At 57.6% G+C, this 23,113-nt stretch carries 23 protein-coding genes; 17 read left to right on the top strand and 6 right to left on the bottom strand.

The features are described from left to right. Positions 1-25 precede the first annotated feature (25 nt). Positions 26-631: an NAD(P)H:quinone oxidoreductase gene (wrbA, locus tag ACTZWX_RS16345; RefSeq protein WP_342630641.1), complete on the bottom strand. Its 606-nt coding sequence runs from the start codon at positions 629-631 to the stop codon at positions 26-28. Positions 632-651: 20 nt separating this feature from the next. After that, positions 652-1,005, bottom strand: coding sequence for an arsenate reductase (glutaredoxin) (arsC, locus tag ACTZWX_RS16340; protein WP_072677017.1), 354 nt, complete (start codon positions 1,003-1,005; stop codon positions 652-654). 69 nt (positions 1,006-1,074) lie between these two features. Here arsC and ACTZWX_RS16335 point away from each other — a divergent pair, with 69 nt between their 5' ends. The 17 genes from ACTZWX_RS16335 (at position 1,075) to ACTZWX_RS16255 (ending at position 19,922) form a co-directional block, all read left to right on the top strand. Continuing rightward, on the top strand, positions 1,075-1,566 hold the full coding sequence (locus tag ACTZWX_RS16335) for a TlpA family protein disulfide reductase (protein ID WP_444714811.1): 492 nt from the start codon (positions 1,075-1,077) through the stop codon (positions 1,564-1,566). A gap of 2 nt (positions 1,567-1,568) precedes the next feature. Continuing rightward, positions 1,569-5,051: a DNA polymerase III subunit alpha gene (gene dnaE / locus ACTZWX_RS16330; protein WP_444714810.1), complete on the top strand. Its 3,483-nt coding sequence runs from the start codon at positions 1,569-1,571 to the stop codon at positions 5,049-5,051. A 102-nt stretch (positions 5,052-5,153) separates the two neighbouring features. Then, positions 5,154-6,107, top strand: coding sequence for an acetyl-CoA carboxylase carboxyl transferase subunit alpha (accA, locus tag ACTZWX_RS16325; protein WP_444714809.1), 954 nt, complete (start codon positions 5,154-5,156; stop codon positions 6,105-6,107). After that, the gene (gene tilS / locus ACTZWX_RS16320; RefSeq protein WP_444714808.1) at positions 6,091-7,428 is read left to right on the top strand and encodes a tRNA lysidine(34) synthetase TilS; all 1,338 of its coding nucleotides are present in this window, start codon (positions 6,091-6,093) and stop codon (positions 7,426-7,428) included. Before accA ends, tilS begins: the two co-directional genes overlap by 17 nt. Positions 7,429-7,516: 88 nt before the next feature. Beyond that, positions 7,517-9,145: a CTP synthase gene (locus ACTZWX_RS16315; RefSeq protein WP_444714807.1), complete on the top strand. Its 1,629-nt coding sequence runs from the start codon at positions 7,517-7,519 to the stop codon at positions 9,143-9,145. Positions 9,146-9,147: 2 nt separating this feature from the next. Next, positions 9,148-9,993, top strand: coding sequence for a 3-deoxy-8-phosphooctulonate synthase (gene kdsA, locus ACTZWX_RS16310; protein ID WP_444714806.1), 846 nt, complete (start codon positions 9,148-9,150; stop codon positions 9,991-9,993). Between the two features lie 205 nt (positions 9,994-10,198). Further along, positions 10,199-11,494, top strand: coding sequence for a phosphopyruvate hydratase (gene eno / locus ACTZWX_RS16305; RefSeq protein ID WP_444714805.1), 1,296 nt, complete (start codon positions 10,199-10,201; stop codon positions 11,492-11,494). 199 nt (positions 11,495-11,693) lie between these two features. Further along, positions 11,694-11,966, top strand: coding sequence for a septum formation initiator family protein (locus tag ACTZWX_RS16300; protein WP_444714804.1), 273 nt, complete (start codon positions 11,694-11,696; stop codon positions 11,964-11,966). A gap of 227 nt (positions 11,967-12,193) precedes the next feature. Next, positions 12,194-12,892, top strand: a complete 699-nt coding sequence (ispD, locus tag ACTZWX_RS16295; protein WP_444714803.1) for a 2-C-methyl-D-erythritol 4-phosphate cytidylyltransferase — start codon at positions 12,194-12,196, stop codon at positions 12,890-12,892. Positions 12,893-12,937: 45 nt separating this feature from the next. After that, on the top strand, positions 12,938-13,417 hold the full coding sequence (ispF, locus tag ACTZWX_RS16290; protein ID WP_061332665.1) for a 2-C-methyl-D-erythritol 2,4-cyclodiphosphate synthase: 480 nt from the start codon (positions 12,938-12,940) through the stop codon (positions 13,415-13,417). After that, positions 13,414-14,478 (top strand): tRNA pseudouridine(13) synthase TruD, encoded by a 1,065-nt coding sequence (truD, locus tag ACTZWX_RS16285; protein WP_444714802.1) that lies wholly within the window; start codon positions 13,414-13,416, stop codon positions 14,476-14,478. The genes ispF and truD overlap by 4 nt, the downstream gene beginning before the upstream one ends. An 11-nt stretch (positions 14,479-14,489) precedes the next feature. Further along, the gene (gene surE / locus ACTZWX_RS16280) at positions 14,490-15,260 is read left to right on the top strand and encodes a 5'/3'-nucleotidase SurE (RefSeq protein WP_444714801.1); all 771 of its coding nucleotides are present in this window, start codon (positions 14,490-14,492) and stop codon (positions 15,258-15,260) included. Continuing rightward, positions 15,257-15,913, top strand: a complete 657-nt coding sequence (locus tag ACTZWX_RS16275; protein ID WP_444714800.1) for a protein-L-isoaspartate(D-aspartate) O-methyltransferase — start codon at positions 15,257-15,259, stop codon at positions 15,911-15,913. The genes surE and ACTZWX_RS16275 overlap by 4 nt, the downstream gene beginning before the upstream one ends. Beyond that, the gene (locus ACTZWX_RS16270; RefSeq protein ID WP_444714799.1) at positions 15,913-16,890 is read left to right on the top strand and encodes a DUF368 domain-containing protein; all 978 of its coding nucleotides are present in this window, start codon (positions 15,913-15,915) and stop codon (positions 16,888-16,890) included. Before ACTZWX_RS16275 ends, ACTZWX_RS16270 begins: the two co-directional genes overlap by 1 nt. Positions 16,891-17,175: 285 nt before the next feature. Further along, positions 17,176-17,958, top strand: a complete 783-nt coding sequence (locus ACTZWX_RS16265) for a peptidoglycan DD-metalloendopeptidase family protein (protein ID WP_444714798.1) — start codon at positions 17,176-17,178, stop codon at positions 17,956-17,958. A 194-nt stretch (positions 17,959-18,152) separates the two neighbouring features. Beyond that, the gene (gene rpoS / locus ACTZWX_RS16260; RefSeq protein ID WP_444714797.1) at positions 18,153-19,151 is read left to right on the top strand and encodes an RNA polymerase sigma factor RpoS; all 999 of its coding nucleotides are present in this window, start codon (positions 18,153-18,155) and stop codon (positions 19,149-19,151) included. A gap of 195 nt (positions 19,152-19,346) precedes the next feature. Next, the gene (locus ACTZWX_RS16255) at positions 19,347-19,922 is read left to right on the top strand and encodes a chalcone isomerase family protein (RefSeq protein ID WP_444714796.1); all 576 of its coding nucleotides are present in this window, start codon (positions 19,347-19,349) and stop codon (positions 19,920-19,922) included. 54 nt (positions 19,923-19,976) lie between these two features. On the opposite strand, the gene nth is transcribed toward ACTZWX_RS16255, so the two are convergent. The 4 genes from nth to rsxD are packed head-to-tail and all read right to left on the bottom strand — an operon-like array spanning position 19,977 to position 23,112. Next, a complete protein-coding gene (gene nth / locus ACTZWX_RS16250; protein WP_444714795.1) occupies positions 19,977-20,615 on the bottom strand; it encodes an endonuclease III in 639 nt (212 codons plus the stop codon). A gap of 20 nt (positions 20,616-20,635) precedes the next feature. Then, on the bottom strand, positions 20,636-21,352 hold the full coding sequence (locus tag ACTZWX_RS16245; RefSeq protein WP_444714794.1) for an electron transport complex subunit E: 717 nt from the start codon (positions 21,350-21,352) through the stop codon (positions 20,636-20,638). A gap of 2 nt (positions 21,353-21,354) precedes the next feature. After that, positions 21,355-22,056, bottom strand: coding sequence for an electron transport complex subunit RsxG (gene rsxG / locus ACTZWX_RS16240; RefSeq protein ID WP_444714793.1), 702 nt, complete (start codon positions 22,054-22,056; stop codon positions 21,355-21,357). Positions 22,057-22,059: 3 nt separating this feature from the next. Continuing rightward, entirely contained in the window at positions 22,060-23,112 is a 1,053-nt protein-coding gene (gene rsxD, locus ACTZWX_RS16235) for an electron transport complex subunit RsxD (protein ID WP_444714792.1), read from the bottom strand. Position 23,113 lies beyond the last annotated feature (1 nt).

The raw sequence follows: 23,113 nt of genomic DNA, 5'->3' as shown, positions 1-23,113 counted from the left end.
TTGAGAAATCAGGAGTAGTTAGTCGTCAACTGGCCAGTTTGAGCGCCAGCCGGGCGATGCGCTCACCAAAGGCTTGGCACAGGGTCTTTTCATGGTCACTCAGCGCTTGCTGTGCCCCGGTGCCTGCCCAGTGGGTGGGGCCGTAGGGTGTGCCGCCGGTCGAGGTCTCATTCAGGGCACTTTCGGAGTAAGGCAATCCGCACAGTACCATGCCGTGGTGCAGCAATGGCATCATCATGGTCAGCAAGGTGGTTTCCTGGCCGCCATGCAGGCTGCCGGTAGAGGTGAAGGCGCCCGCAGGTTTACCAACCAGCTTGCCGTTAAGCCATAAATCGCCGGTACCATCGAGAAAGTGTTTGAGCGGGGCCGCCATATTGCCAAACCGGGTAGGGCTGCCCAGGGCCAGCCCGGCGCAGTTTGCGAGATCTTCACGGGTGGCGTAAGGGGCGCCGCTGTCCGGCACCGGTGGCAGGCTGGCGTTGGTGTCTGGTGACACTGGTGGAACCGTGCGGATTTTCGCCTCGATGCCCTCCGCCCGGGCGACGCCGCGGCCAATCTGATTGGCCATCTCGGCGGTCTGGCCGTTCCGGCTATAGTAAAGAACAAGAACGTACGGTGTAGCGTTACTCATATTTGCTCCAAGGGGGTAGCTCAAAGAATATCCAGTACCTTTTCTGGCGGACGCCCGAGGGCTGCCTTTCCATTGGCCAGAACGATAGGGCGTTCGATCAGTTTCGGGGTATTTACCATGGCCTTGACCAGTTCTTCCCGGGTCAGTTCCGGGGCGTTCAGGCCAAGTTCTCTGTACTCGGATTCCTTCGTGCGCATGAGCTGGCGCGGTTCACAACCCAGTAGATCAAGAATGTGTAACAGTTCCTGCTCTGTCGGTGGTGTCTCGAGGTAGCGTATAATCTCCGGCTCGATACCCTTTTGCTGAAGCAACTCAAGGGTCTGGCGTGATTTTGAACACCGTGGGTTATGGAAAATGCGGGTTGGTTCTGTCATGGTCATGCCCGGTTAACAGTGATGAATACGGTCTTTAGCGAGGGCCGTAGTCTAACAGGAGGATTTACCTTGCAGTACCCTCGGCACCCTTCCGTTCCCCGTCCCAAGGTTTCTGAATGGCCCAGGCACTTGCTGCTGATTCCAGCCGTTATTATGGTGCTGGCCCTGGCGGGTTGCGAGAGAACGGAGTTGCAACGTGCCGATGGTGTGGCGGTGGACTGGGACAGTTACCGTGGCCAGTGGGTGCTGGTTAACTACTGGGCCGAATGGTGCAAGCCCTGCCTGGAGGAGATCCCGGAATTGAATCACCTCGACAAGTCACCGAGAATTTCGGTGCTGGGCGTCAATTTTGACGGCGTTGAAGGCGCCGCGCTGGTGGACCTGGGCCAGAGAATGGGCATCGAATTCACCATGCTGGGCCAGGATCCGGGCCCCGACTTTGGCTGGGAGATGCCGATGGCACTGCCCGCCACCTTCGTGGTCGACCCGGCGGGCAAACTGATAGAAACACGCTTTGGTCCCCAAACCGAAGAAGATCTGATGCAACTGATCGGTAGCTGACCATGGCACAAACGTTCGTACATCTTCGCGTACACTCCGAATACTCCATGGTGGATGGCCTGGTGCGGGTCAAGCCACTGATCAGCCGTGTGGCCGAGTTGGGCATGCCGGCCGTGGGGCTCACCGAACAATCCAACATGTGCTCGCTGGTGCGCTTTTACAAGGCGGCCATGGGTGCCGGGGTGAAGCCGATTATCGGTGCCGATCTCTGGCTGGAAAACCCGGACGAGCCGGAAAACCCGTTCCGGCTCACCTTGCTGGCGCGGGATGAGAAAGGCTATCTGCACCTTACCGAAATCATTTCCCTGGGCTACACCGAGGGCCAGCGCTATGGCAAGCCGATTATCCGGAAAGCCTGGCTGGAAGCCCGCGCGGCGGGTCTGATTGCGCTTTCCGGCGCCAAAATGGGCGATGTGGGCAAGGCCCTGCTGGCGGGCAAGTCGGAACTGGCCCGGGAGCGGGCTCAATACTGGAAGAATTTGTATCCGGGCAGCTACTACCTGGAGCTGCAGCGTACCGAGCGGGCAGGTGATGAGGATTGTCTGCACCTGAGCGTCGAGCTGGCTGCTGAATTGGGCCTGCCGGTGGTTGCCACCAACGATGTGCACTTCCTGACGGCGGACGATTTCGAAGCCCACGAGGCCAGGGTCTGTATCGGTGAGAGCCGAACACTGGATGACCCCCGTCGGGACCGGCGATTCAGCGACCAGCAGTATCTTCGCAGCGCGGAAGAGATGATCGAACTGTTTTCGGACATCCCCGAAGCCGTTGAAAACACGTTCGAGATTGCCCGCCGCTGTTCGGTGAAGGTCCGGATGGGCGAATACTTCCTGCCGAACTACCCGATTCCCGATGGCATGACCATGGACGAGTACTTCCGGCATGTGTCCGAGGAGGGTCTGGAGATGCGCCTGGAAACCATCCTGAGCAAGGATGATCCGGAGTATGACCAGAAGCGGGAAGAGTATTACAAGCGCCTGAAGTTCGAGCTGGACATCATCATTCAAATGGGCTTCCCCGGCTACTTCCTGATCGTTATGGACTTTATCAAGTGGGCCAAGAACAACGGTGTACCGGTAGGGCCCGGCCGGGGTTCCGGTGCCGGGTCCCTGGTGGCCTACGCGCTGCTGATTACCGACCTGGACCCACTGGAGTACGACCTGCTGTTCGAGCGGTTCCTGAACCCGGAACGGGTGTCCATGCCCGACTTTGACGTCGATTTCTGCATGGAAGGCCGGGACCGGGTGATTGAATACACGGCTGAGAAATACGGCCGGGAAGCGGTTTCACAGATCATTACCTTCGGTACCATGGCGGCCAAGGCGGTGGTGCGGGATGTGGCGCGGGTACAGGGCAAGTCCTACGGTCTGGCCGACAAGCTGTCCAAGCTGATTCCATTTGAAGTGGGCATGACCCTCAACAAGGCCATCGAGCAGGAGCCACAGCTCAAGGAGTTCCTGGAGCAGGACGAAGAAGCCCAGGAAATCTGGGAGATGGCCCTCAAGCTTGAGGGCGTATGCCGTAACGCTGGCAAGCACGCCGGTGGCGTGGTGATTGCGCCTACCAAAATTACCGATTTCTCGCCCCTGTACTGTGACGACGAAGGCGGCAGCCTGGTCACCCAGTTTGACAAAGGCGATGTGGAAGACGCGGGCCTGGTGAAGTTCGACTTCCTGGGGCTGCGCACCCTGACCATCATAAAGTGGGCCTTGCACATGATTAACCCGCGCCGGCAGGCTCAGGGTCAATCAGAACTGGACATTGCCACCATCCCGCTGGACGACAAGCGCTCCTTCGAGTTGCTCAAAAAGGCGGAAACCACTGCCGTTTTCCAGCTGGAATCCCGCGGCATGAAAGACCTGATCCGGCGCCTGCAGCCGGACTCCCTGGAAGACATGATCGCCCTGGTGGCCCTGTTCCGTCCCGGGCCGCTGCAGTCGGGCATGGTAGACGACTTTATCGACCGTAAGCATGGTCGGCAGCCGTTGTCGTACCCGCATCCGGATTATCAGTATGAAGGCCTGAAGCCGGTATTGGAGCCCACTTACGGGGTTATCCTCTACCAGGAGCAGGTCATGCAGATTGCTCAGGTGATGGCGGGCTACACCCTGGGTAACGCCGACATGCTGCGTCGGGCGATGGGTAAGAAAAAGCCCGAAGAGATGGCCAAGCAGAAAGCCTTCTTCCTGGAGGGGTGCGCCAACAATGGCATCGACGAAACCCTGGCGGAGAATATCTTCGATCTGGTGGAGAAGTTCGCCGGCTACGGTTTCAACAAATCCCACTCCGCCGCCTATGCGCTGGTGTCGTATCAGACCTTGTGGCTCAAGGCCCACTATCCGGCCGAATTCATGGCCGCGGTACTCACCGCCGATATGCAGAACACCGACAAGGTGGTCACGCTGGTGGAAGAGTGCCGGAACATGAAGCTGGACCTGCTGGTGCCGGATGTCAGCCGTTCTGCGTACACGTTTACCGTTAATGATGACGGGCAGATTGTTTATGGTCTTGGCGCCATCAAAGGGCTGGGTGAGGGCCCGATCGAGAGCATTGTCGAGGCAGCGAAAGACGGTCCGTTCCAGGATATTTTCGATTTCTGCCGCCGGGTGGATCTGAAAAAGGTCAACAAGCGTGCCATGGAGGCACTGATCCGCGCCGGCGCCATGGACAAACTGGGCGCCGGCCGCGCGCAGCTGATGGCCAGTATCGATAAGGCTGTGCAGCAGGCAGACCAGCAATCCCGTAACGATGCCGCCGGCATGATGGATATGTTCGGGGAGATGCTGGAGAGCAGCGGCGAGGGTGAAGACCCATACGCTGATGTGGCTCATGTACGGGAGTGGCCGGAAAAAGAACGCCTCAAGGGCGAGAAAGATACCCTCGGTATCTATCTCACGGGCCATCCGTTTGATGAGTACGAGCGGGAAGTCCGGCGCTTTGTCCGTAACTCCATCGCGGATCTGAAGCCCAATAAATCCCCGCAGAGGGTGGCCGGCCTGGTGGTGGCCCAGCGCACCATGAAAACCCGCACCGGGTCCACCATGTGCTTTATTACCCTGGATGACCGCAGCGCCCGGATAGAAGCGACTCTGTTCTCCGAAGCGTTTTTCGAGAACCGGGAGTTGCTGCAGTCAGACCAGGTAATCGTTGTAGAAGGGCAGGTAAGCCACGATGACTACTCGGGGCAAATGAAGATGCGCGTCAGTTCGGTGATGGACGTGGCCACCGCCCGGCAGCAGTTCAGCCGTGGCATCAGGCTGGCGTTGCACGCAGATCAGCTGCAAAACGGGCTACTGGACAAACTGGACGATACCCTGCGCCCCTTCCGTAACGAAGGCAGCCCGGTCTGGATCGAATACAGCAGTGCCGAGGCCAGAACCCGTATTGAGCTGGGTGAGTCCTGGCGCGTGCAGCCGGATGACAACCTGTTGTTCGAGCTCAAACACCTGGTGGGCGAGAAGTCCGTGGAACTGGTCTATGATTAATACCAATGTCCGCTTTAGCTGTGCCGGTTGCACTGCTATCTTTGTCCCAAATTCTGGTTTTGGCGGGTTAAAACCTGCCTGGCAATCAAATGATGGAACATCATGAACCCTAATTACCTTGATTTCGAACAGCCGATCGCCGATCTGGAAGCCAAGATTGAAGAGCTTCGCATGGTGGGCAACGACACCGACATCAATATCACCGATGAAATCAGTCGGTTGAAGAAAAAGAGTGTCAGCCTGACAGAAAGCATCTTTTCTGATCTGCAGTCCTGGGATGTTGCCCGTTTGGCCCGGCACCCGCGCCGGCCCTACACCCAGGATTACATTGACCTGATTTTCGATGACTTCGATGAGCTGCACGGTGATCGCCGTTATGCCGACGATTTGTCCATTGTGGGTGGTACCGCCCGGCTGGATAACAAGCCGGTGATGGTGATCGGTCATCAGAAAGGCCGCGAAGTGCGTGACAAGGTCAAACGTAACTTCGGCATGCCACGCCCTGAAGGCTACCGCAAGGCCCTGCGCCTGATGGAAATGGCCGAGCGTTTCAATATGCCGATCCTGACCTTCATTGACACGCCGGGCGCCTACCCCGGTATCGGCGCCGAAGAGCGAGGCCAGAGTGAAGCCATTGCCTTCAACCTGGCGGTTATGTCCCGGCTGAAAACGCCAATTATCTCAACGGTGATCGGGGAGGGTGGTTCCGGTGGCGCACTGGCCATCGGCGTATGCGATCAGTTGAACATGCTGCAGTACTCCACCTATGCGGTTATTTCGCCGGAAGGCTGTGCCTCCATTCTCTGGAAAAGCGCCGAGTATGCGGCCCAGGCTGCTGAAGCCATGGGTGTTACCGCGCAACGCCTGAAAGAGCTGGGGGTTGCCGATAACGTGATTGAGGAGCCGCTGGGCGGTGCCCACCGTAACCCGGAAAAGATGGCGGAAACCCTGAAGGCGAGATTGGCCAACGGCGTTGCCGAACTGAGCCGGTTACCACTGGACGAGCTGGTCTCTCGCCGGTACGAGCGCTTAACCAAATATGAAAGCGGGCGGTAACGCCGCCCGGGAAACTGACTGGCCCGACGACTTGCGTGGGCCGGTCAGCGCACTTCCTGACACTTCCCGTATTCTGGTCGCCCTCAGCGGTGGTCTGGACTCTGCTCTGTTGCTCCATGTGGTGGCAGCTTGCCATAGCAACGTCTGCGCATTGCACGTAAATCACCAATTGCAGCCCAATCACCGGCAGACTGAACAATTCTGCCGGTCGCTTTGTGAGCGGCTGGCTGTTCCCCTTTTGGTGAAGTGTGTAGACGTTGCCGTGGGGGAAACCGGCTCCGGTGGCCTGGAGGAGGCGGCCAGAACGGCCCGATATGACGTGTTTCGGCAGGTACTTGGTGCCGGCGACCTGTTGTTGATGGCCCACCATGCTGATGACCAGGTCGAGACAGTGCTGTTTCGGTTGCTCCGGGGAACCGGTGTGACGGGCCTGGCGGGCATGCCTGAAAGCCGCCCCCTTGGCCAGGGAGTGCTGTTTCGGCCCTGGCTGGCGGTAAGTCGTGATCGCCTGGAGCAGGTGGCCCGGGACGCCAGTCTGTCCTGGGTCGAAGACCCCAGCAATACCAGCCTGGCGTTTGATCGTAATTACCTGCGCCATGCGGTGCTGCCTGGGCTTAAGGAGCGCTGGCCGGGCCTGCTGAAACGGGTAGAGCACAGTGCCCGGGCCTGTGCCGAAAGTGAGGCGCTCAATCATCGGCTGGCGAAATTGCAGTGGCAGGCTTGTTCCGATTCCGGACGGGTCCGGCTGAGTTCGATTCAGGCCCTGAGCCCCCTGGAACAGCGCAATCTGCTTCGGTGGTGGATACATCAGCGGGGGTGGAAAATGCCTGCCCTGGCCGATTGGGACCAGTCGCTGGCGGAGCTGATTCAGGCCGGCGAAGACCGGGCGCCGGAGATTCGTGGTACTGGTTTCAGTTTGCGCCGGTATCGCGGCCACTTGTACCTGGTGCCACACATGGATGTGCCGGAGGAGTCGGTCGGGCTTTGCTCCGGCTGCCCGCTGCACTGGGGGCCGTGGACATTGAGGCTGGTGCCCACCGCGGATACACCGGAAACGCAGCCCCCGCCAATACGGGTATCTACGAGGCAGGGCGGCGAAAGGCTTCGCTTTGAAGAGGCCGGGCACTCTCGATCATTGAAAACCTGGTTGCAGGAGCAAGGAGTGCCGCCCTGGGAGAGGGCTTTACTGCCGCTGGTTTACCACGAAACACCCGGTGGCAGTGAGCTGATTGCCGCTGGCGATTTGTGGTGTTCTGAACAATACTCGGGAAGCGCCCCTGCCACCGGCTGGCGGCTGATTGTGGAGAGGGATTGTGATTGAGTACAGGGGGGCTTTCTGGTAGTCTGGCGACCCATCTTGAGATGAACAATCTCCCTCCTTCACCGAACCAGATAATCACGGAATCTGCATGACGCGTTATATTTTCGTCACCGGCGGTGTCGTGTCCTCATTAGGCAAAGGTATTGCGTCTGCCTCACTGGCAGCCATCCTCGAGGCACGCGGCCTGAAGGTCACTATTCTCAAGCTGGACCCGTACATCAACGTGGACCCCGGCACCATGAGCCCGTTCCAGCACGGTGAGGTTTTTGTCACCGAAGACGGCGCGGAAACCGACCTCGACCTGGGCCACTACGAGCGCTTTATTCGTACCCCCATGAGCAAGCGCAATAACTTCACCACCGGCCGGGTGTACGAGGAAGTTATCCGTAAAGAGCGTCGTGGTGATTATCTTGGCGGCACCGTGCAGGTGATCCCGCACATTACCGACGAAATCAAACGCCGTGTGGTGGAAGGCGCAGCCGGCTCCGACGTGGCCCTGATTGAAGTGGGCGGCACGGTCGGGGATATCGAATCCCTGCCGTTCCTGGAGGCCTGCCGTCAGCTGAAGGTGGAAGTCGGTTCACAGCGCGCGTTGTTCATGCACCTGACCCTGGTGCCTTACATCGCTACCGCCGGCGAGATCAAAACCAAGCCGACCCAGCATTCCGTAAAGGAAATGCGCTCCATCGGCCTGCAGCCGGATATCCTGCTGTGTCGCTCCGAACATGAAGTGGACGCCAGCTCCCGTCGCAAGATTGCCTTGTTTACCAACGTGGAAGAGCGGGCGGTCATCCCGATGCAGGATGCCAAGTCCATCTATGCCATTCCACGTATGCTGCACGAATACGGCCTGGACCAGCTGGTGATCGAACGCTTCGGTCTCGATGCCCGTGAGGCAGACCTGAGCGAGTGGGACGACGTTGTGGAATCGTTGATGAATCCGCAACAGGAAGTCACCATCGCCATGGTTGGTAAATACATGGAGCTGCTGGACGCCTACAAATCCCTGATTGAATCCTTGCTGCACGCCGGTATCAAGACCCGCACCAAGGTCAATATCAACTACATTGACTCCGAAGACATCGAGCGTGATGGCACCCGTGTGCTGGAATCCGCCGATGCCATCCTGGTGCCTGGTGGTTTTGGTGAGCGTGGCGTGGAAGGCAAGATCCGCACCGTTCAGTATGCCCGTGAAAACAAGGTTCCCTATCTGGGTATCTGTTTGGGTATGCAGGTGGCGGTTATCGAATATGCCCGTAACGTGGCTGGGCTGAAAGATGCCCACAGTACCGAATTCCGTGAGCACACCCCGGAGCCGGTGGTTGGTCTGATCACTGAATGGCTGGATGCCAGTGGCGCCACAGAGGCACGTACCGAAGCCTCTGACCTTGGTGGCACCATGCGCCTGGGTGCTCAGGATTGCATTCTGACAGACGGCTCCACCATTGCCGCCTGCTACGGCAAGAAAACCATTCGCGAGCGTCATCGTCACCGCTATGAAGTCAACAACCACTTCCTGCCTCGCCTGGAAGAAGCCGGTTTGAAAATCTCCGGCCACTCTGCCGATGGCAAACTGGTTGAAGTGGTGGAAGCGCCGGAACACCCGTGGTTCGTGGCCTGTCAGTTCCACCCGGAATTCACCTCAACACCCCGTGACGGCCACCCGCTGTTCAAGGGCTTTGTTGAGGCGGCACTGGCCAACCGGAAAGGATCCTGAGCATGGCGCAGAGCAAGGTAAACGTCTCGGGCATTGAGGTTGCCAACGACAACCCGTTTGTACTGTTTGGCGGTATGAACGTGCTTGAATCCCGTGAACTTGCCTTTGAGGTTGCTGAAAAGTACGTGGATGTCTGTGGTCGTCTTGGCATCCCGTACGTTTTTAAAGCTTCCTTTGACAAGGCCAACCGCTCGTCCATCAACTCCTTCCGGGGCCCTGGCCTCGAGAAGGGGTTGCAGATCCTGGCGGACATCAAAAGCAAGTTTGGTGTGCCGATCATTTCTGATGTGCACGAGCCGGAGCAGGCAGCGCCGGCGGCGAAAGTCTGCGACATCATCCAGTTGCCGGCATTTCTGAGCCGGCAGACCGATCTGGTCGTGGCCATGGCAAAAACCGGCGCGGTCATCAATATCAAGAAAGCCCAGTTCCTGGCGCCCCAGGAAATGAAGCACATCATCACCAAGTGCGAAGAAGCCGGCAACGACCAGATCATCCTGTGTGAGCGCGGCAGCAGCTTCGGCTACAACAACCTGGTGGTGGACATGCTGGGCTTTGGCATCATGAAATCGATGAATGTGCCGGTGATGTTCGACGTGACCCATTCGTTGCAAATGCCCGGCGGACGAGCAGACTCAGCAGGCGGCCGGCGTGCCCAGGTCACCGACCTGGCCCTGGCGGGGATGTCTCAGGGACTGGCCGGCCTGTTCCTGGAAGCGCACCCAGACCCGGATCACGCCAAATGCGACGGTCCTTGTGCCTTGCGCCTGAGCCAGCTGGAGCCGTTCCTGCAGCGGGTGAAAGCTGTAGACGACCTGGTAAAAAGTTTTACACCTATCGACACCGCCTGATTGGCGGTGTTCGTTTTTGTCCTGTTCGGGAGTACGAGCAGGTGGGGGATGGCTTTCCGAAACACGCTCCTTCGGCACATCCATGTGACGCTTGGGCTCCGCCATCCATGGCTCCGCACAGTTTCGGAAAGCCATCCCCCACCTGCTCTAGGCTGAACTTACAACTTGAACCGTTTAGATACAGAAAATCTGGAGAACTATCCGAATGACCAAGATTGCCAACATCAAAGCCCGTGAGGTTCTGGATTCACGCGGTAACCCTACTGTAGAAGCCGATGTCATCCTGGAAGACGGAACCCTGGGGCGTGCGTGTGCACCCTCTGGTGCTTCTACCGGTTCCCGCGAAGCGCTGGAACTGCGTGACGGTGATAAGTCCCGTTACCTCGGTAAAGGTGTTCGCAAAGCCGTTGACGCCATCAACGGCCAGATTCGTGATGCCCTGGTGGGTAAGGACTCCGCCGACCAGCGTAGCCTGGACCAGATCATGATCGACCTGGACGGTACCGAGAACAAAGCCAATTTGGGCGCCAACGCCATCCTGGCGGTTTCCCTGGCTGCCGCCAAGGCCGCTGCCGCTTCTCTGGGCAAGCCCCTGTACGAGCACATTGCTGACATCAACGGCACTTCCGGCAAGTTCTCCATGCCGGTACCGATGATGAACATCCTGAACGGTGGTGAGCACGCGGATAACAACGTCGACATCCAGGAATTCATGGTCCAGCCGGTTTCCGTAACCAGCTTCGCTGAAGCTCTGCGTGTGGGTGCCGAGATTTTCCACAGCCTGAAGAAAGTACTGAAGGCCCAGGGCCTGAACACTGCCGTAGGCGATGAAGGTGGCTTTGCGCCGAACCTGCCGTCCAACGAAGCGGCCCTGGCTGCGATCAAGCAAGCTGTGGAAGACGCTGGCTATGAGCTGGGCAAAGACGTAACCCTGGCGCTGGATTGTGCCTCTTCTGAATTCTATAAAGACGGTCAGTATCAGCTGTCTGGTGAAGGCAAGAGCTTTGATTCCGAAGGCTTCGCCGATTACCTGGCTGGCCTGTGTGAGCGTTATCCGATTGTGTCCATCGAGGACGGCATGGACGAAAGCGATTGGGATGGCTGGAAGATTCTGACTGACAAATTGGGTAGCAAGGTGCAGTTGGTGGGTGATGATCTGTTTGTCACCAACACCAAGATCCTGAAGCAGGGTATCGAGAAGGGTGTGGGCAATTCTATTCTGATCAAGTTCAACCAGATTGGTAGCCTGTCCGAAACCCTGGATGCCATCAAGATGGCTCAGGACGCCGGCTATACGGCGGTGATTTCTCACCGTTCCGGTGAAACTGAAGACACCACCATTGCAGACCTGGCGGTTGCTACCTGTGCCGGCCAGATCAAGACGGGTTCTCTGTGTCGCTCAGACCGGGTTGCCAAGTACAACCAGCTGCTGCGTATTGAAGAGGCGCTGGAAGGTAAGGCGCCTTACCGTGGCCTGAGCGAGATCAAGGGTCAGGGTTAAGACCTGCGACATTTTTGAACCTGCCAGCGCTCGCTGGTAAGTAACAAAATGTTAAGGCCATCGCGTTCCGGATGAAAATTCGGACACGATGGCCTTTTTGTACAGTGACTTACAAGAATTTGTTGCTAGTCTACTATAAGGTCTATACTTGACCTTCGACTCTTTCGATAAATCTGGTTATTTTCTGAGCTATTTGGGCATGAAAACGCTTTGGGCCATTCTGGTAGTGCTGATTCTCCTGCTGCAGGTTCGCCTGTGGGTCGGGGAGGGTAGCTTTGCGCAGGTTTGGTCGTTGGAGCAGGCGATTGCTGAGCAGCGGGCTGAGAATGCCGGGTTGGCGGTGCGTAATGACCGGCTTTATGCGGAGGTGCGGAATCTTCGTAACGAGCAAGGGGCGGTGGAAGAGCGTGCCCGCATGAATCTCGGGCTTATTCGTGAAGACGAGACGTTTTTTCTGGTCGTCGAGAATTAGTTCTGGAGTTAGAAGCGCCGGGGGTGTTCTTTCCGGGAAACGCTACAAGCACCCGCAAGCGGGTCCGGCCAGCAATCACAGATTGCTGTCGTTCGGCTGCGCATGAAGCTGTGCTTCATTAACGCTTGCCTCACCCATGTGCGCTTCTCTCAGGCCATCCATAGCCTTCGAAATTCCCGGAGAGACACTCCCCGGCGCTCTCCTGACATAGTGCGGGCATTCTGATTATGAAACCTCAACTTTGGCTTGTTGTTCCTGCCGCTGGCATCGGCCAGCGCATGAAAGCTGAATGTCCCAAGCAGTACCTCAAGATCAATAACCGTTTTATCCTCGATATCACGCTCTCCCGTTTGTTGGATAACGCGCCGTTCAAGGGTTGTATGGTGCCGTTGAATCCGGCAGATCACTGGTGGCCGGATAGTGAGTCGTCTCAGGATGATCGTATCCAGAGTTGTACCGGGGGCAAGGAGCGGGCGGATTCGGTGCTTTCGGCGTTGCATGCGCTGGCAGAGCAGGCGGATGAGTCGGATTGGGTGCTGGTGCACGATGCGGCGCGGCCTTGTTTGCATGCCGATGATCTTTCCAATCTGATTGATACCCTTTCTGAGCACCCGGTTGGCGGACTGCTGGCGGCGCCGGTGGCGGATACTTTGAAGCTGGCGGATGACGGCGTTCCGCCAGAGGTGGCGCAGACGGTGGATCGGAGTTGGTTGTGGCGGGCGTTGACGCCGCAGATGTTTCGCTTTGGTGCGCTCAGGGCGGCCCTGGAGTCTTGTCTCGAAAATAACCAGTCGGTTACCGATGAGTCCTCTGCGATGGAGTTTTCCGGTAAGATGCCTGTTCTGGTGGAAGGGCGGCCGGATAACTTGAAGATTACGGTGCCCTCGGACCTTGCGCTGGCCGAGTTTATTCTGGGCCTGCTGTAGGGTTTTCCCGCCTCTTGTTTATTTCTGTTTTTCTCGGAGACGATGATGCGCATTGGTCAGGGCTTTGATGTCCATGCCTTTGGTGAGGGCAGTTCTGTCATTCTGGGTGGTGTTGAGATTCCCCATAGTCATGGCCTGAAAGCCCATTCGGATGGCGATGTGTTGTTGCATGCGCTGGCGGATGCACTGCTTGGTGCGGTGGCGCTGGGGGACATCGGACATTTTTTTCCGGATACCAGCGACGAGTGGGCTGGGGCCGATAGCCGGGATCTACTGCGGCGGGTAATGCAGCGGGTATTGGAAGAAGGCTTTGCGGTGGTGAATGTCGACACTACGATTATTGCCCAGGCGCCGAAGATGGCACCTCATGTGGAGGCCATGCGCCTGAATATTGCAGAGGACCTGGGGGTGCCGGTGAATCGGGTGAGTGTGAAAGCCACCACCACGGAGAAGCTTGGCTTTACCGGGCGTGGCGAGGGCATTGCCTGCCAGGCAGTGTGTTTGCTCGAACCGGTGGCCATGTGAGTCAGGAGAACGGTGCGCCCCGCTGGCGGCTTGAGTGGCCCACGCCTTCGGGCAAGCGCCCGGGTAAGGCGCAGTTAAAGTCGGTTCCTGAGGATTTCCGAGTTGCGGAGAGACTCTGGCCAGACTCTGAATTGCCAGGCTCTATACATGGAGGGGCTGGTGAGCACTTGTGCGTGCGTCTTGAGAAGTCTGGCGACAATACCGAGTTTGTTGCTCGCGAGCTGGCAGCCCTGGCGGGTTGCAAGGCATTTGAGGTGGGCTTTTGCGGCCTGAAGGATCGCCATGCGGTTACGGTGCAATGGTTCAGTCTCTACTGCCCGGGCCGGGAATCCGAGGATGCCGCGCTGCTGCAAACCATAGGTGGCCGGTGGCCAGTGCTGGCGAGTGGCCGCCATGCCCGCAAGCTTCGCCGGGGCGAGCATCTGGGCAATGAATTTGACCTGGTGTTAAGGCAAGTCAACGGTAATAGAGTGGACATTGAGCAGGCGCTGACGTTGCTGGGCGAGCGGGGAGCCCCGAACTATTTCGGGCCGCAGCGGTTTGGTATTGGCGGCGGCAATCTGGAGCGGGCGGTGAATCTTGACCCTTCCCGCTTGAACCGTAAGAAAGGCGGCCGCCGTGGCGGTGGCGGAAGTGGTTCGAAAAACGTATTGTACTTTTCGGCGGCACGTTCCTGGCTGTTCAACGAAGTCCTGGCTGCTCGGGTTGAAGCAGGCACCTGGTTTAATGGCATGCCCGGTGAGCCTTCTGAGGATGACCGTCCCACCGGACCGTTGTGGGGCGATGGTGGCACTCTGGCAACCGGAGAGCTGGCCGAGCTTGAGCGGACCGTGGTTGCGGAACACCCGGAGTTCGAGCGGCTGTTTATCAGTACCCGCATGAAACCGGAACGTCGGGCGCTGGTAACCCGGCCTGAGCATTTGAGCTGGCAGTGGCTGGATGACAATGCCCTGCGGTTACAGTTTTTTCTCCCACCGGGGCAGTATGCCACCACGGTGCTGGGAGATATTTTTGAGCTGCAGGACATGAGCCTCAGCCGTGATAATAAGCAAGAAAGCTAGCGGAGAACACTGTGCGTATTTTGTTGTCCAATGATGATGGCGTGCACTCGCCGGGTCTTGTGGCCCTGTTTGAAGGCCTTGGGGGCCTTGGTGTGTTGGAGGTGGTGGCACCGGACCGTGATCATAGCGGAGCCAGTAATGCCTTGACGCTGAACCGCCCGCTGACGGTGGAAGAGCATCCCAATGGGTTTCACTCGGTTGATGGTACGCCCACTGATTGCGTGCATCTGGCGGTGAACGGCCTGTTCGATCAGCCTTTTGATCGAGTGGTCTCCGGTATCAACACCCATGCCAACCTGGGCGATGATATTATCTACTCCGGCACCGTGGCGGCAGCCACCGAAGGGCGTCACCTTGGCCTGCCCGCGATCGCTGTGTCGCTGGTTAACGACGGCCACTTCCATTACGACACCGCTGCGCGGGTTGTCCGCCTGCTTTTGGAAGACAAGCGAGCCCTGGCTTTGGGGCCTCGCTCAATCCTCAATGTGAACGTTCCGGATCTGCCCTGGCACGAAATCTCCGGTATCCAGGTTACTCGCCTGGGCCACCGCGAGCGAGCGGAAGGCGCTGTTCCGATGACTTGCCCTCGAGGCAAGCAGCGCTACTGGATTGGTGCCGCGGGCCAGGGTGGCGATGCCGGGCCAGGCACAGACTTCCACGCGATACGTGAGGGTTACGTTTCCATTACCCCTGTCCACGTTGATATGACCCGTTACGAAGCACTGCCAGGGCTGCGGGATTGGGTAGACGGGCTGGAAGGTGCCAGGAGGGCGACACCGTGATCGCCCAACTTGAAGGTATCGGTATGACCTCCAGGCGCACCCGCTTGCGACTGGTACAGCGGTTACGGGAAGCAGGCATTGAATCAGACCGGGTTCTGGAGGTGATTGGCCAGGTTCCCCGGCATATCTTTCTGGATGAAGCTCTTTCCCATCGCGCTTACGAGGACACTTCGCTACCCATTGGCTATGGCCAGACCCTGTCTCAGCCGTACACGGTTGCCCGCATGACTGAACTTATGCTGGCGCATCAGCCTGCTCGAGTGCTGGAGTTGGGCACCGGCTCCGGGTATCAGACCACGGTGTTGTCGCAGTTGTTCGATGACATCTACAGTGTTGAACGCATACGCCCGTTGCAGGAGCGGGCCCGGGACCGGCTGCGGCAGCTCAATATTCGTAATGTCATGCTCAAGCATGCAGATGGTGGTATGGGTTGGCCCGAGCGGGGGCCTTTTGACGGCATTATCGTGACCGCTGCGCCGGTAGACGTACCACAGGAATTGCTCGATCAGTTAGCCGATGGTGGTGTACTGATCGCCCCGGTTGGCGAACACCAGCAGGTTCTGGTGGAGATCATCCGTCGTGGTGACCGTTTCGAGCGGCGCGAGCTGGAACCGGTTCATTTTGTACCCTTGCTGGGTGGGGTTGTTCGCTGATGCAGCCCACCACCGATAGCGAAACGAGCCGTGAACACCATCCTGCAGCGGTTTTCCTGCGGGGCATGGCTATGGGGGCAGCGGATATCGTGCCGGGGGTGTCTGGCGGGACCATTGCATTCATAACCGGCATCTATTTTCGCCTGCTCGAAGCCATTAGCGCCACACCGGTGGCTTTTGTCCGCAACCTGCTGAAAGGGGATGTGGCCGGCTTCTGGCGCTCGGTGGATGGTACCTTCCTGGTGTGCCTGCTGGCCGGTGTGTTGACCAGTATTGTTAGCCTGGCCTCGCTGATCACCTGGCTTCTGGATACCCAACCGGTGTTAATCTGGAGCTTCTTTTTCGGCTTGATTGTTGCCTCTGTCTGGCACGTGGGGCAGCAGGTTCGCCGGGTAGCGCCGGTATTGCTGATTCCGCTTGCGTGCGGCATCGTGTTTGCCTGGTGGGTAACCACGTTACCCACCAGTGAGCTGGCGCCAACGGGCATTGCGTTCCTGGGCGCGGGGGCGCTGGCTATCTGTGCGATGATCCTGCCCGGCGTTTCTGGCAGTTTTCTGTTGTTGATTATCGGGATGTATGCGCCGGTTCTGGCCGCGATAAAATCCGTTGAGCTGGCCCATCTGGGATTGTTTGCTGCAGGATGCCTGATTGGGCTTCTGTCTGTTGCCCGGATAATCACCCTGGCGTTCCGGCATTTTCACGACACCGTATTAGCGCTATTGACGGGCTTTATGGTGGGGGCACTGAGCAAGGTATGGCCATGGCAGAAAACCCTGAGTTGGCGCACCAATAGTGCTGGTGAACAAGTCGCTGTGAGCCAGTCTCCGGTAGGCCCGGAAACCTGGGCCAGCCTGTATGGCCAGGACCCGCAGATATTGATGGCTATCACCATGGCTCTTGCGGGTTTGGTCGTTGTGCTTGCGTTGGAATGGTTTGGGAGGATATCGGCCCGACGGCAACAGAATGTCGCGCCCTGACCGATAAAAGTGTTACCTGACGCACAAAATGTCGTTCCGGACGGTAACAAACCTGTGCGCAGAGTAACTTGGAATTGATTATAAAATGTGCAATATATTAGTAAGTTAGTCCTGAAACATGAGAAATTGCATCGAAAGTGATCAGTTTCTTAGATAGGTTTATTATAATCAGGCGCTTTTTATTACGTGATTCTCTTTAGCCGGCACACCCAAGCTGTTCTTCCGACCGGGCCCCTGCTGCCTGTCGCGGGGACGTTCTGCCGACGGCGCCCTGGCTTGCCTGCTGTGCTATCTGTTCTGCTGTTGCTGTTCGCAACCCTTGGTTTATCTGGCTGCAACACCAACGCGATCTATAGCGACGACCTCTACAACCCCCCTGTGTATTGGGGTAGTCATGTTGTGAAACCCGGGGAAACGCTATACGGCATTGCCTGGCGTTATGGCCGGGACTATCGGGAATTGGGTGATGCCAACGGTCTGGCGCCACCCTGGAACATCAGAGCCGGGCAGGTGCTCCGGCTCGACAAGAAGGGCACCATTCGCCAGACCGCCCAGGCATCTCCTCCGCCCAGACAATCTGCGCCTGCTCCCAGACCTACCACCAGCACCAGGGCACCGGCGCCTACGGGGTCTAAACCTGTTGCCAGAGCACCGGCTCCAGCGCCTCAGACACGCACGGGTAGCCAGGTGGCTTCTGATATCCGCTGGAACTGGCCGCACTCTGGCACCGTTATTGCAACCTTCTCAGAGTCAGGAAAAGTCAACAAAGGTATTGATATTGCCGGGAATCCCGGTGATGCTGTGAAGGCAGCGGCGAATGGAAGTGTGGTGTATGCCGGTAACGGGTTGCTGGGTTACGGGAACTTGATTATCGTTAATCACAACGAGCACTACCTGAGTGCATACGCACACAACCGCAAGATTTTGGTGCAAGAAGGGGAGGAGGTAAAAGCCGGACAGGTAATCGCGGAACTGGGCAGTTCTGGTACAGACAAACCGATGTTGCATTTCGAGATTCGCAAGAACGGCAACCCGGTTGACCCTGCCAGATACCTGCCAAGACGTTGATTGATCAGAAAACTGGATATTTCTGAGAAGATTACCAGTAAGGCCTGACTGAAAACCGCAAAGTAAAAAAACAAGAACGGCAACTGTGATTGCCAGCCAACAAGCTAACGTCCTGAAGAAAACCACAACCGGAACTAGCCCGCAATAACAAGAAGTATCGGGCAAAACAGGATTATTGAGAGGCGGGGTACACCATGTCAGCAGAGCAAGAAGACATCATTATCGATCGTGTTGCAGATATGGATGACGCAGACGATCATCTGTTAGCGGAAGACAAACCTGAAAAGCCATCATCAGACGACGCGATGGCAGAAGCGGAAGACGACTTTCCCACCCAGGGAAAATATTTCACTAGTCAAAAGCAGCTCGATGCCACGCAGCTGTACCTCAATGAAATCGGTTTCTCACCACTGCTCACTCCCGAGGAAGAAGTCTACTTCGCGCGGCTGGCCCGCAAAGGCGAGGAGTCTGGCCGTAAGCGCATGATTGAAAGCAACCTGAGACTGGTCGTGAAGATCGCCCGGCGCTACGTGAATCGCGGTCTCACCCTGCTGGACCTGATTGAAGAGGGTAACCTCGGGCTGATCCGGGCTGTTGAAAAGTTCGATCCGGAAAGGGGCTTCCGGTTTTCAACCTACGCCACTTGGTGGATTCGCCAGACCATCGAGCGGGCGATCATGAATCAGACCCGCACCATCCGCCTGCCCATTCACGTGGTCAAGGAACTGAACCTGTATCTTCGGGCAGCCCGGGAGTTGACCCAGAAGCTGGACCACGAGCCCACCGCCGAGGAAATCGCGCGGATGGTGGATAAGCCAGTGGCGGATGTGAAACGCATGCTCGGCCTGAACGAACGCGTGGCCTCCATGGACACGCCGATTGGCGCGGGCAGCGACAAATCGCTGTTGGATACGGTGGCCGACGAAGGCGCTCTGGACCCGGCGGATCTGCTGCAGGACAACAACATGTGTTCCTGCCTGGAAAAGTGGATTGACCAGCTGAGTGACAAACAGCAGGAAGTGCTTTCCCGCCGCTTTGGGTTGCGTGGTTACCCCATCAGTACCCTGGAAGAGGTGGGCCAGGAAATCGGGTTGACCCGTGAGAGAGTGCGCCAGATCCAGGTTGAGGCGTTACGGCGTCTCAGGGAAATTCTGGAAAAAGAAGGTTTGTCTGGTAGCTTGCTGTTTAAATAGCCCGGGGCCAGGGAGGAGGAAAAAGCCAGCCATGGCAACATGGCTGGCTTTTTTGTTAAATGTGGCAGCAATTGAGAACCAGGTGGCGATAGACCTCTAATTTTCATTGTTAGAATGTCGTCTCCCGGCGGGAATAGGGTGTCGAATCCGGGGACGAATGAAACATTCAATAATAATGATTGAAAGGAAAGGACTATGAAGAAGACGCTTATCACAGGTTGCGCATCTCTGCTGCTGACAGGCGCTTTGGCTGCACCGGCCTATGCCCTGAATGTTGGCGGTGTCGATGTGCCGGACACCTATTCTGCCATGGGCCAGGAGTTGCAGCTTAACGGCGCAGGCACGCGCTCCAAGTGGTTTATGAATCTGTACGTTGGTGGCCTTTATGTCCCGGAGAAAGTGGTCGATGCTGAAGCGGTTATTGATGCCGATGAACCCCAGGCCATTACCCTACATATCACCTCTGGCATGATCACCAGCGAGCGGATGACAGAAGCCACTATGGAGGGATTCCAGGCTTCCACCGGTGGTGACCTGTCTGGTATTCAGGCTGAAGTGGACCAGTTCATGGCGGTGTTCCATGAAGAGATCAAAGAAGGCGATGTCTTTGATCTGGTCTATGTGCCGGAGCAGGGCGTTCAGGTGCTTAAAAACGGTGAACAGCGCGACACCGTGGGCGACCTGGAGTTCAAGAAAGCCTTGTTTGGTATCTGGCTGTCTGACAAGCCGGCTCAGAAAGACCTGAAAGAGAAGATGCTGGGCAAACGCTGAAGCAATCTGTTTGCCTACGAAAAAGCCGGCCTTTACCGGCTTTTTAATGTTGGATTACTGGTAGTCCCGTTTCTGCTTGAATTCGCAAAGATCTTCAATCAGGCAGGCCCCGCACTTGGGCTTGCGGGCGGTACAGGTGTATCGGCCATGCAGAATCAGCCAATGGTGGGCATCCATCAGAAATTCTTTAGGTACCAGCCGCATCAGTCGTTTCTCAACTTCGACCACGTTTTTGCCCGGCGCAATACCGATGCGGTTGGAAACCCGGAAAATATGGGTATCAACCGCCATCGCAGGCTGTCGGAACGCCGTATTGAGCACTACATTGGCGGTTTTACGGCCAACGCCGGGCAGGGCTTCCAGGGCCTCACGGTTGTCCGGTACCTGACTGTTGTGCTGCTCAATCAGAATCTTGCAGGTTTTTATAACGTTCTCGGCCTTACTGTTAAACAGGCCGATGGTTTTTATGTAGTCTTTCAGGCCGTCCACGCCCAAGGCGTAGATGGCCTCAGGTGTGTTGGCGACGGGATACAGTTTATCGGTGGCCTTGTTCACCCCTACGTCCGTTGCCTGAGCAGACAGAATCACGGCAATCAGCAGCTCAAACGGTGTGCTGTAGTTCAGCTCTGTCGTGGGATTGGGGTTTTCGTCCCGTAGCCGGGTGAAAATCTCAATGCGCTTCTGTTTGTTCATGGTGGCTCAAAATTCGTTGTTCAGGAAATGGTGCCGGTTACCCGTACCCGTTTGCTGCCTGCGCTGTTGCTTGCGGGCTCGGCCGCCTTCCGGCGCTCTTTGATCTGGTGATCAATGCCGTTCTTGAGTGCAATCAGCAAGCCGAGGCCAACGAAAGCCCCCGGCGGCAGTACCATAAACAGCATGTCCGGGTAGTGTTCAAAGGGGCGGACCACCCAATCGCTTGCCATGGGCCCCAACAACAAGTGCATGTCAGCAAACAGCGTGCCTTGGCCTACGAGTTCCCGCATTCCACCCAGTACCACCAGCACCGCCAGAAAGCCCAGACCCATCATCGCGCCGTCCAGCAGGGCCGGTAGTGGCGGGTTCTTGGATGCAAAGGCATCGGCACGGCCGAGGATGGCGCAGTTGGTCACGATCAGGGGAATGAAAATGCCAAGAATCTGGTAAAGCTCGTAGGTGAAGGCCTGCATCAGCAATTCGGCACAGGTTACAAACGACGCGATGATCATCACAAACGCCGGAAGGCGGACGGATTCGTTGACGAAGTTACGGATGATGGAGACCGACAGGTTGGAGCCAATCAGTACCATCAGCGTGGCGATTCCGAGGCCAATGGCATTCACCACGGTGCTGGTTACGGCCAGCAGGGGGCACAAGCCGAGCACCTGAACCAGGGCAGGGTTATTGGTCCACAGGCCGTCTCTGATGATTTCAGCGGATGATTTAGTGGCCATGATCAGGAATGCTCCGCAGGAGTGGATTCACCGGCAATGGCTTCCGGAGTCAGGGTTCGGTTTCTGGGCGCGGGTGGTTCGTTCAGCCGCTCCCGGATAATATCCCGGTTCTGGCGGAAGTAGACCAGCGAATGCTGTACGGCTTTGACCACCGCCCTGGGGGTGATGGTGGCACCGGTAAACTGGTCAAACACTCCACCATTCTTTTTTACGTTCCACTGCTCGGCGGGCGGATTGCCCAGCGAGCGACCATCAAAACCGTATACCCAGTCGGATTTCCGGGTTTCAATACGGTCTCCGAGCCCCGGGGTTTCCCGGTGGTTGGTGACCCGCACGCCCAGTACGCGGCCGTCCAGATCAATGCCTACCAGCAATCGGATCTCACCGGAATAACCATCCGGAGCAACGGCTGGCAGGATCATGCCAATTGGCTGGCCATTGCGCCGGGCCACCCAGGCCTTGACCGGTTCACTGCCCGGTTGGCGAGCGTTGGCGGGCAGGGTGATGACATCGCGCAGCATATCGTTGTCGTGCTGGTGTTCGGGGATAATCTCAAACAGGGCACGTGCTTCGGCCCGCTCGGCCTGTTCCTGGATGCGGTCTTTGGTGATGCCCTGGGTCAGGGCAATGGTGCCACCCGTAATCACGGCAAACAGCCCGAGGCCGATGGCACTGCGACGGATAGAGGTCGTAATGGCGTTCATCGCTTAACCTCCACTCTTGCTGGGCACGCCACGCTTGGCCTTGTGATGACCATAGGTTCTGGGCGGGGTGTAGTGGTCGATAAACGGCACCGCGAAATTCATCAGCAACACACTGAACGCTATTGCATCGGGGTAATTGCCCCAGGTTCGAATCAGATAAACCAGCACGCCAATGCCAGCGCCATAGATGAGTTTGCCCTGATGACTGGTGGCGGCGGATACCGGGTCAGTGGCGATAAAGAACGCGCCCAACATGGTGCCGCCGGCCAGTAAGTGAAGCTGCAACGGTGCATACAGATCGGCATTGCTGCCGAATGCAAGACTCATCACAACGATGGCGGCCAGGAAAGCGACGGGTATATGCCAGGTGATGATCCTGAGCCAGATCAGCAACAGGCCGCCGGCCAGAAAGGCCAGGTTGACCCATTCCCAGCCACGGGCAACCAGATCGCCAAAGGTGGGGTGCTGCAGTACCTCGGCGGCGGTGTGGGTGGTGATCTTGTGTTTGTATTCGTCCAGTGGCGTCGCCATGGTCCAGGCATCGATGGTGGTCTGGCTGGCGGAGAAGATAGTGGCCAGGGTTTCACCAAAACCCGGTGCGCCGCCCCATAAGGTTGCCGCCTGGGCCCAATTGGTGGTCATTGCCACCGGGAAGGAAATGAGTGCCATGGCATAGCCCACCATGGCCGGATTGAATGGGTTCGAACCGAGCCCGCCGTAGAGCTGTTTAGCCACGACGATGGCGGAAATTACCGCGATGGCGGAAACCCACCAGGGCGCAAACTGTGGCAGCGACAAGCCGAGCAGCAGTCCGGTTACCGCGGCGGTATTGTCTTTAAGGAAAAACGATATGGGCTTGCCGCGCAGCTTCATGATCGCCGCTTCCGACGCCAGGGCCAGGGCGATACACCAGACCACATTGATCAGGTTACCCCAGCCGAAAAACAGGGTCTGGGCAATCAGGCCGGGTATGGCTGCCAGAATAACCCAGAGCATAACCCGGGATGTCGGCCGGGCATTTCGGGCATGGGGTGATGACTGTTGAACTAATGCCATA

This window comes from Marinobacter sp. NSM, from assembly GCF_052380025.1.
GTDB lineage: Bacteria > Pseudomonadota > Gammaproteobacteria > Pseudomonadales > Oleiphilaceae > Marinobacter.
The sequence above is the reverse complement of the archived record's forward strand: the minus strand, read 5'-3'. Positions and strand labels throughout refer to the sequence as shown.

Excerpts from the sequence above, each read along its gene's own strand:
- wrbA (WP_342630641.1), bottom strand. The coding sequence starts at position 631 with ATGAGTAACGCTACACCGTACGTTCTTGTTCTTTACTATAGCCGGAAC.
- arsC (WP_072677017.1), bottom strand. The coding sequence starts at position 1,005 with ATGACAGAACCAACCCGCATTTTCCATAACCCACGGTGTTCAAAATCA.
- dnaE (WP_444714810.1), top strand. The coding sequence starts at position 1,569 with ATGGCACAAACGTTCGTACATCTTCGCGTACACTCCGAATACTCCATG.
- accA (WP_444714809.1), top strand. The coding sequence starts at position 5,154 with ATGAACCCTAATTACCTTGATTTCGAACAGCCGATCGCCGATCTGGAA.
- tilS (WP_444714808.1), top strand. The coding sequence starts at position 6,091 with ATGAAAGCGGGCGGTAACGCCGCCCGGGAAACTGACTGGCCCGACGAC.
- ACTZWX_RS16315 (WP_444714807.1), top strand. The coding sequence starts at position 7,517 with ATGACGCGTTATATTTTCGTCACCGGCGGTGTCGTGTCCTCATTAGGC.
- kdsA (WP_444714806.1), top strand. The coding sequence starts at position 9,148 with ATGGCGCAGAGCAAGGTAAACGTCTCGGGCATTGAGGTTGCCAACGAC.
- eno (WP_444714805.1), top strand. The coding sequence starts at position 10,199 with ATGACCAAGATTGCCAACATCAAAGCCCGTGAGGTTCTGGATTCACGC.
- ACTZWX_RS16300 (WP_444714804.1), top strand. The coding sequence starts at position 11,694 with ATGAAAACGCTTTGGGCCATTCTGGTAGTGCTGATTCTCCTGCTGCAG.
- ispD (WP_444714803.1), top strand. The coding sequence starts at position 12,194 with ATGAAACCTCAACTTTGGCTTGTTGTTCCTGCCGCTGGCATCGGCCAG.
- ispF (WP_061332665.1), top strand. The coding sequence starts at position 12,938 with ATGCGCATTGGTCAGGGCTTTGATGTCCATGCCTTTGGTGAGGGCAGT.
- ACTZWX_RS16270 (WP_444714799.1), top strand. The coding sequence starts at position 15,913 with ATGCAGCCCACCACCGATAGCGAAACGAGCCGTGAACACCATCCTGCA.
- rpoS (WP_444714797.1), top strand. The coding sequence starts at position 18,153 with ATGTCAGCAGAGCAAGAAGACATCATTATCGATCGTGTTGCAGATATG.
- ACTZWX_RS16255 (WP_444714796.1), top strand. The coding sequence starts at position 19,347 with ATGAAGAAGACGCTTATCACAGGTTGCGCATCTCTGCTGCTGACAGGC.
- nth (WP_444714795.1), bottom strand. The coding sequence starts at position 20,615 with ATGAACAAACAGAAGCGCATTGAGATTTTCACCCGGCTACGGGACGAA.
- ACTZWX_RS16245 (WP_444714794.1), bottom strand. The coding sequence starts at position 21,352 with ATGGCCACTAAATCATCCGCTGAAATCATCAGAGACGGCCTGTGGACC.
- rsxG (WP_444714793.1), bottom strand. The coding sequence starts at position 22,056 with ATGAACGCCATTACGACCTCTATCCGTCGCAGTGCCATCGGCCTCGGG.
- rsxD (WP_444714792.1), bottom strand. The coding sequence starts at position 23,112 with ATGGCATTAGTTCAACAGTCATCACCCCATGCCCGAAATGCCCGGCCG.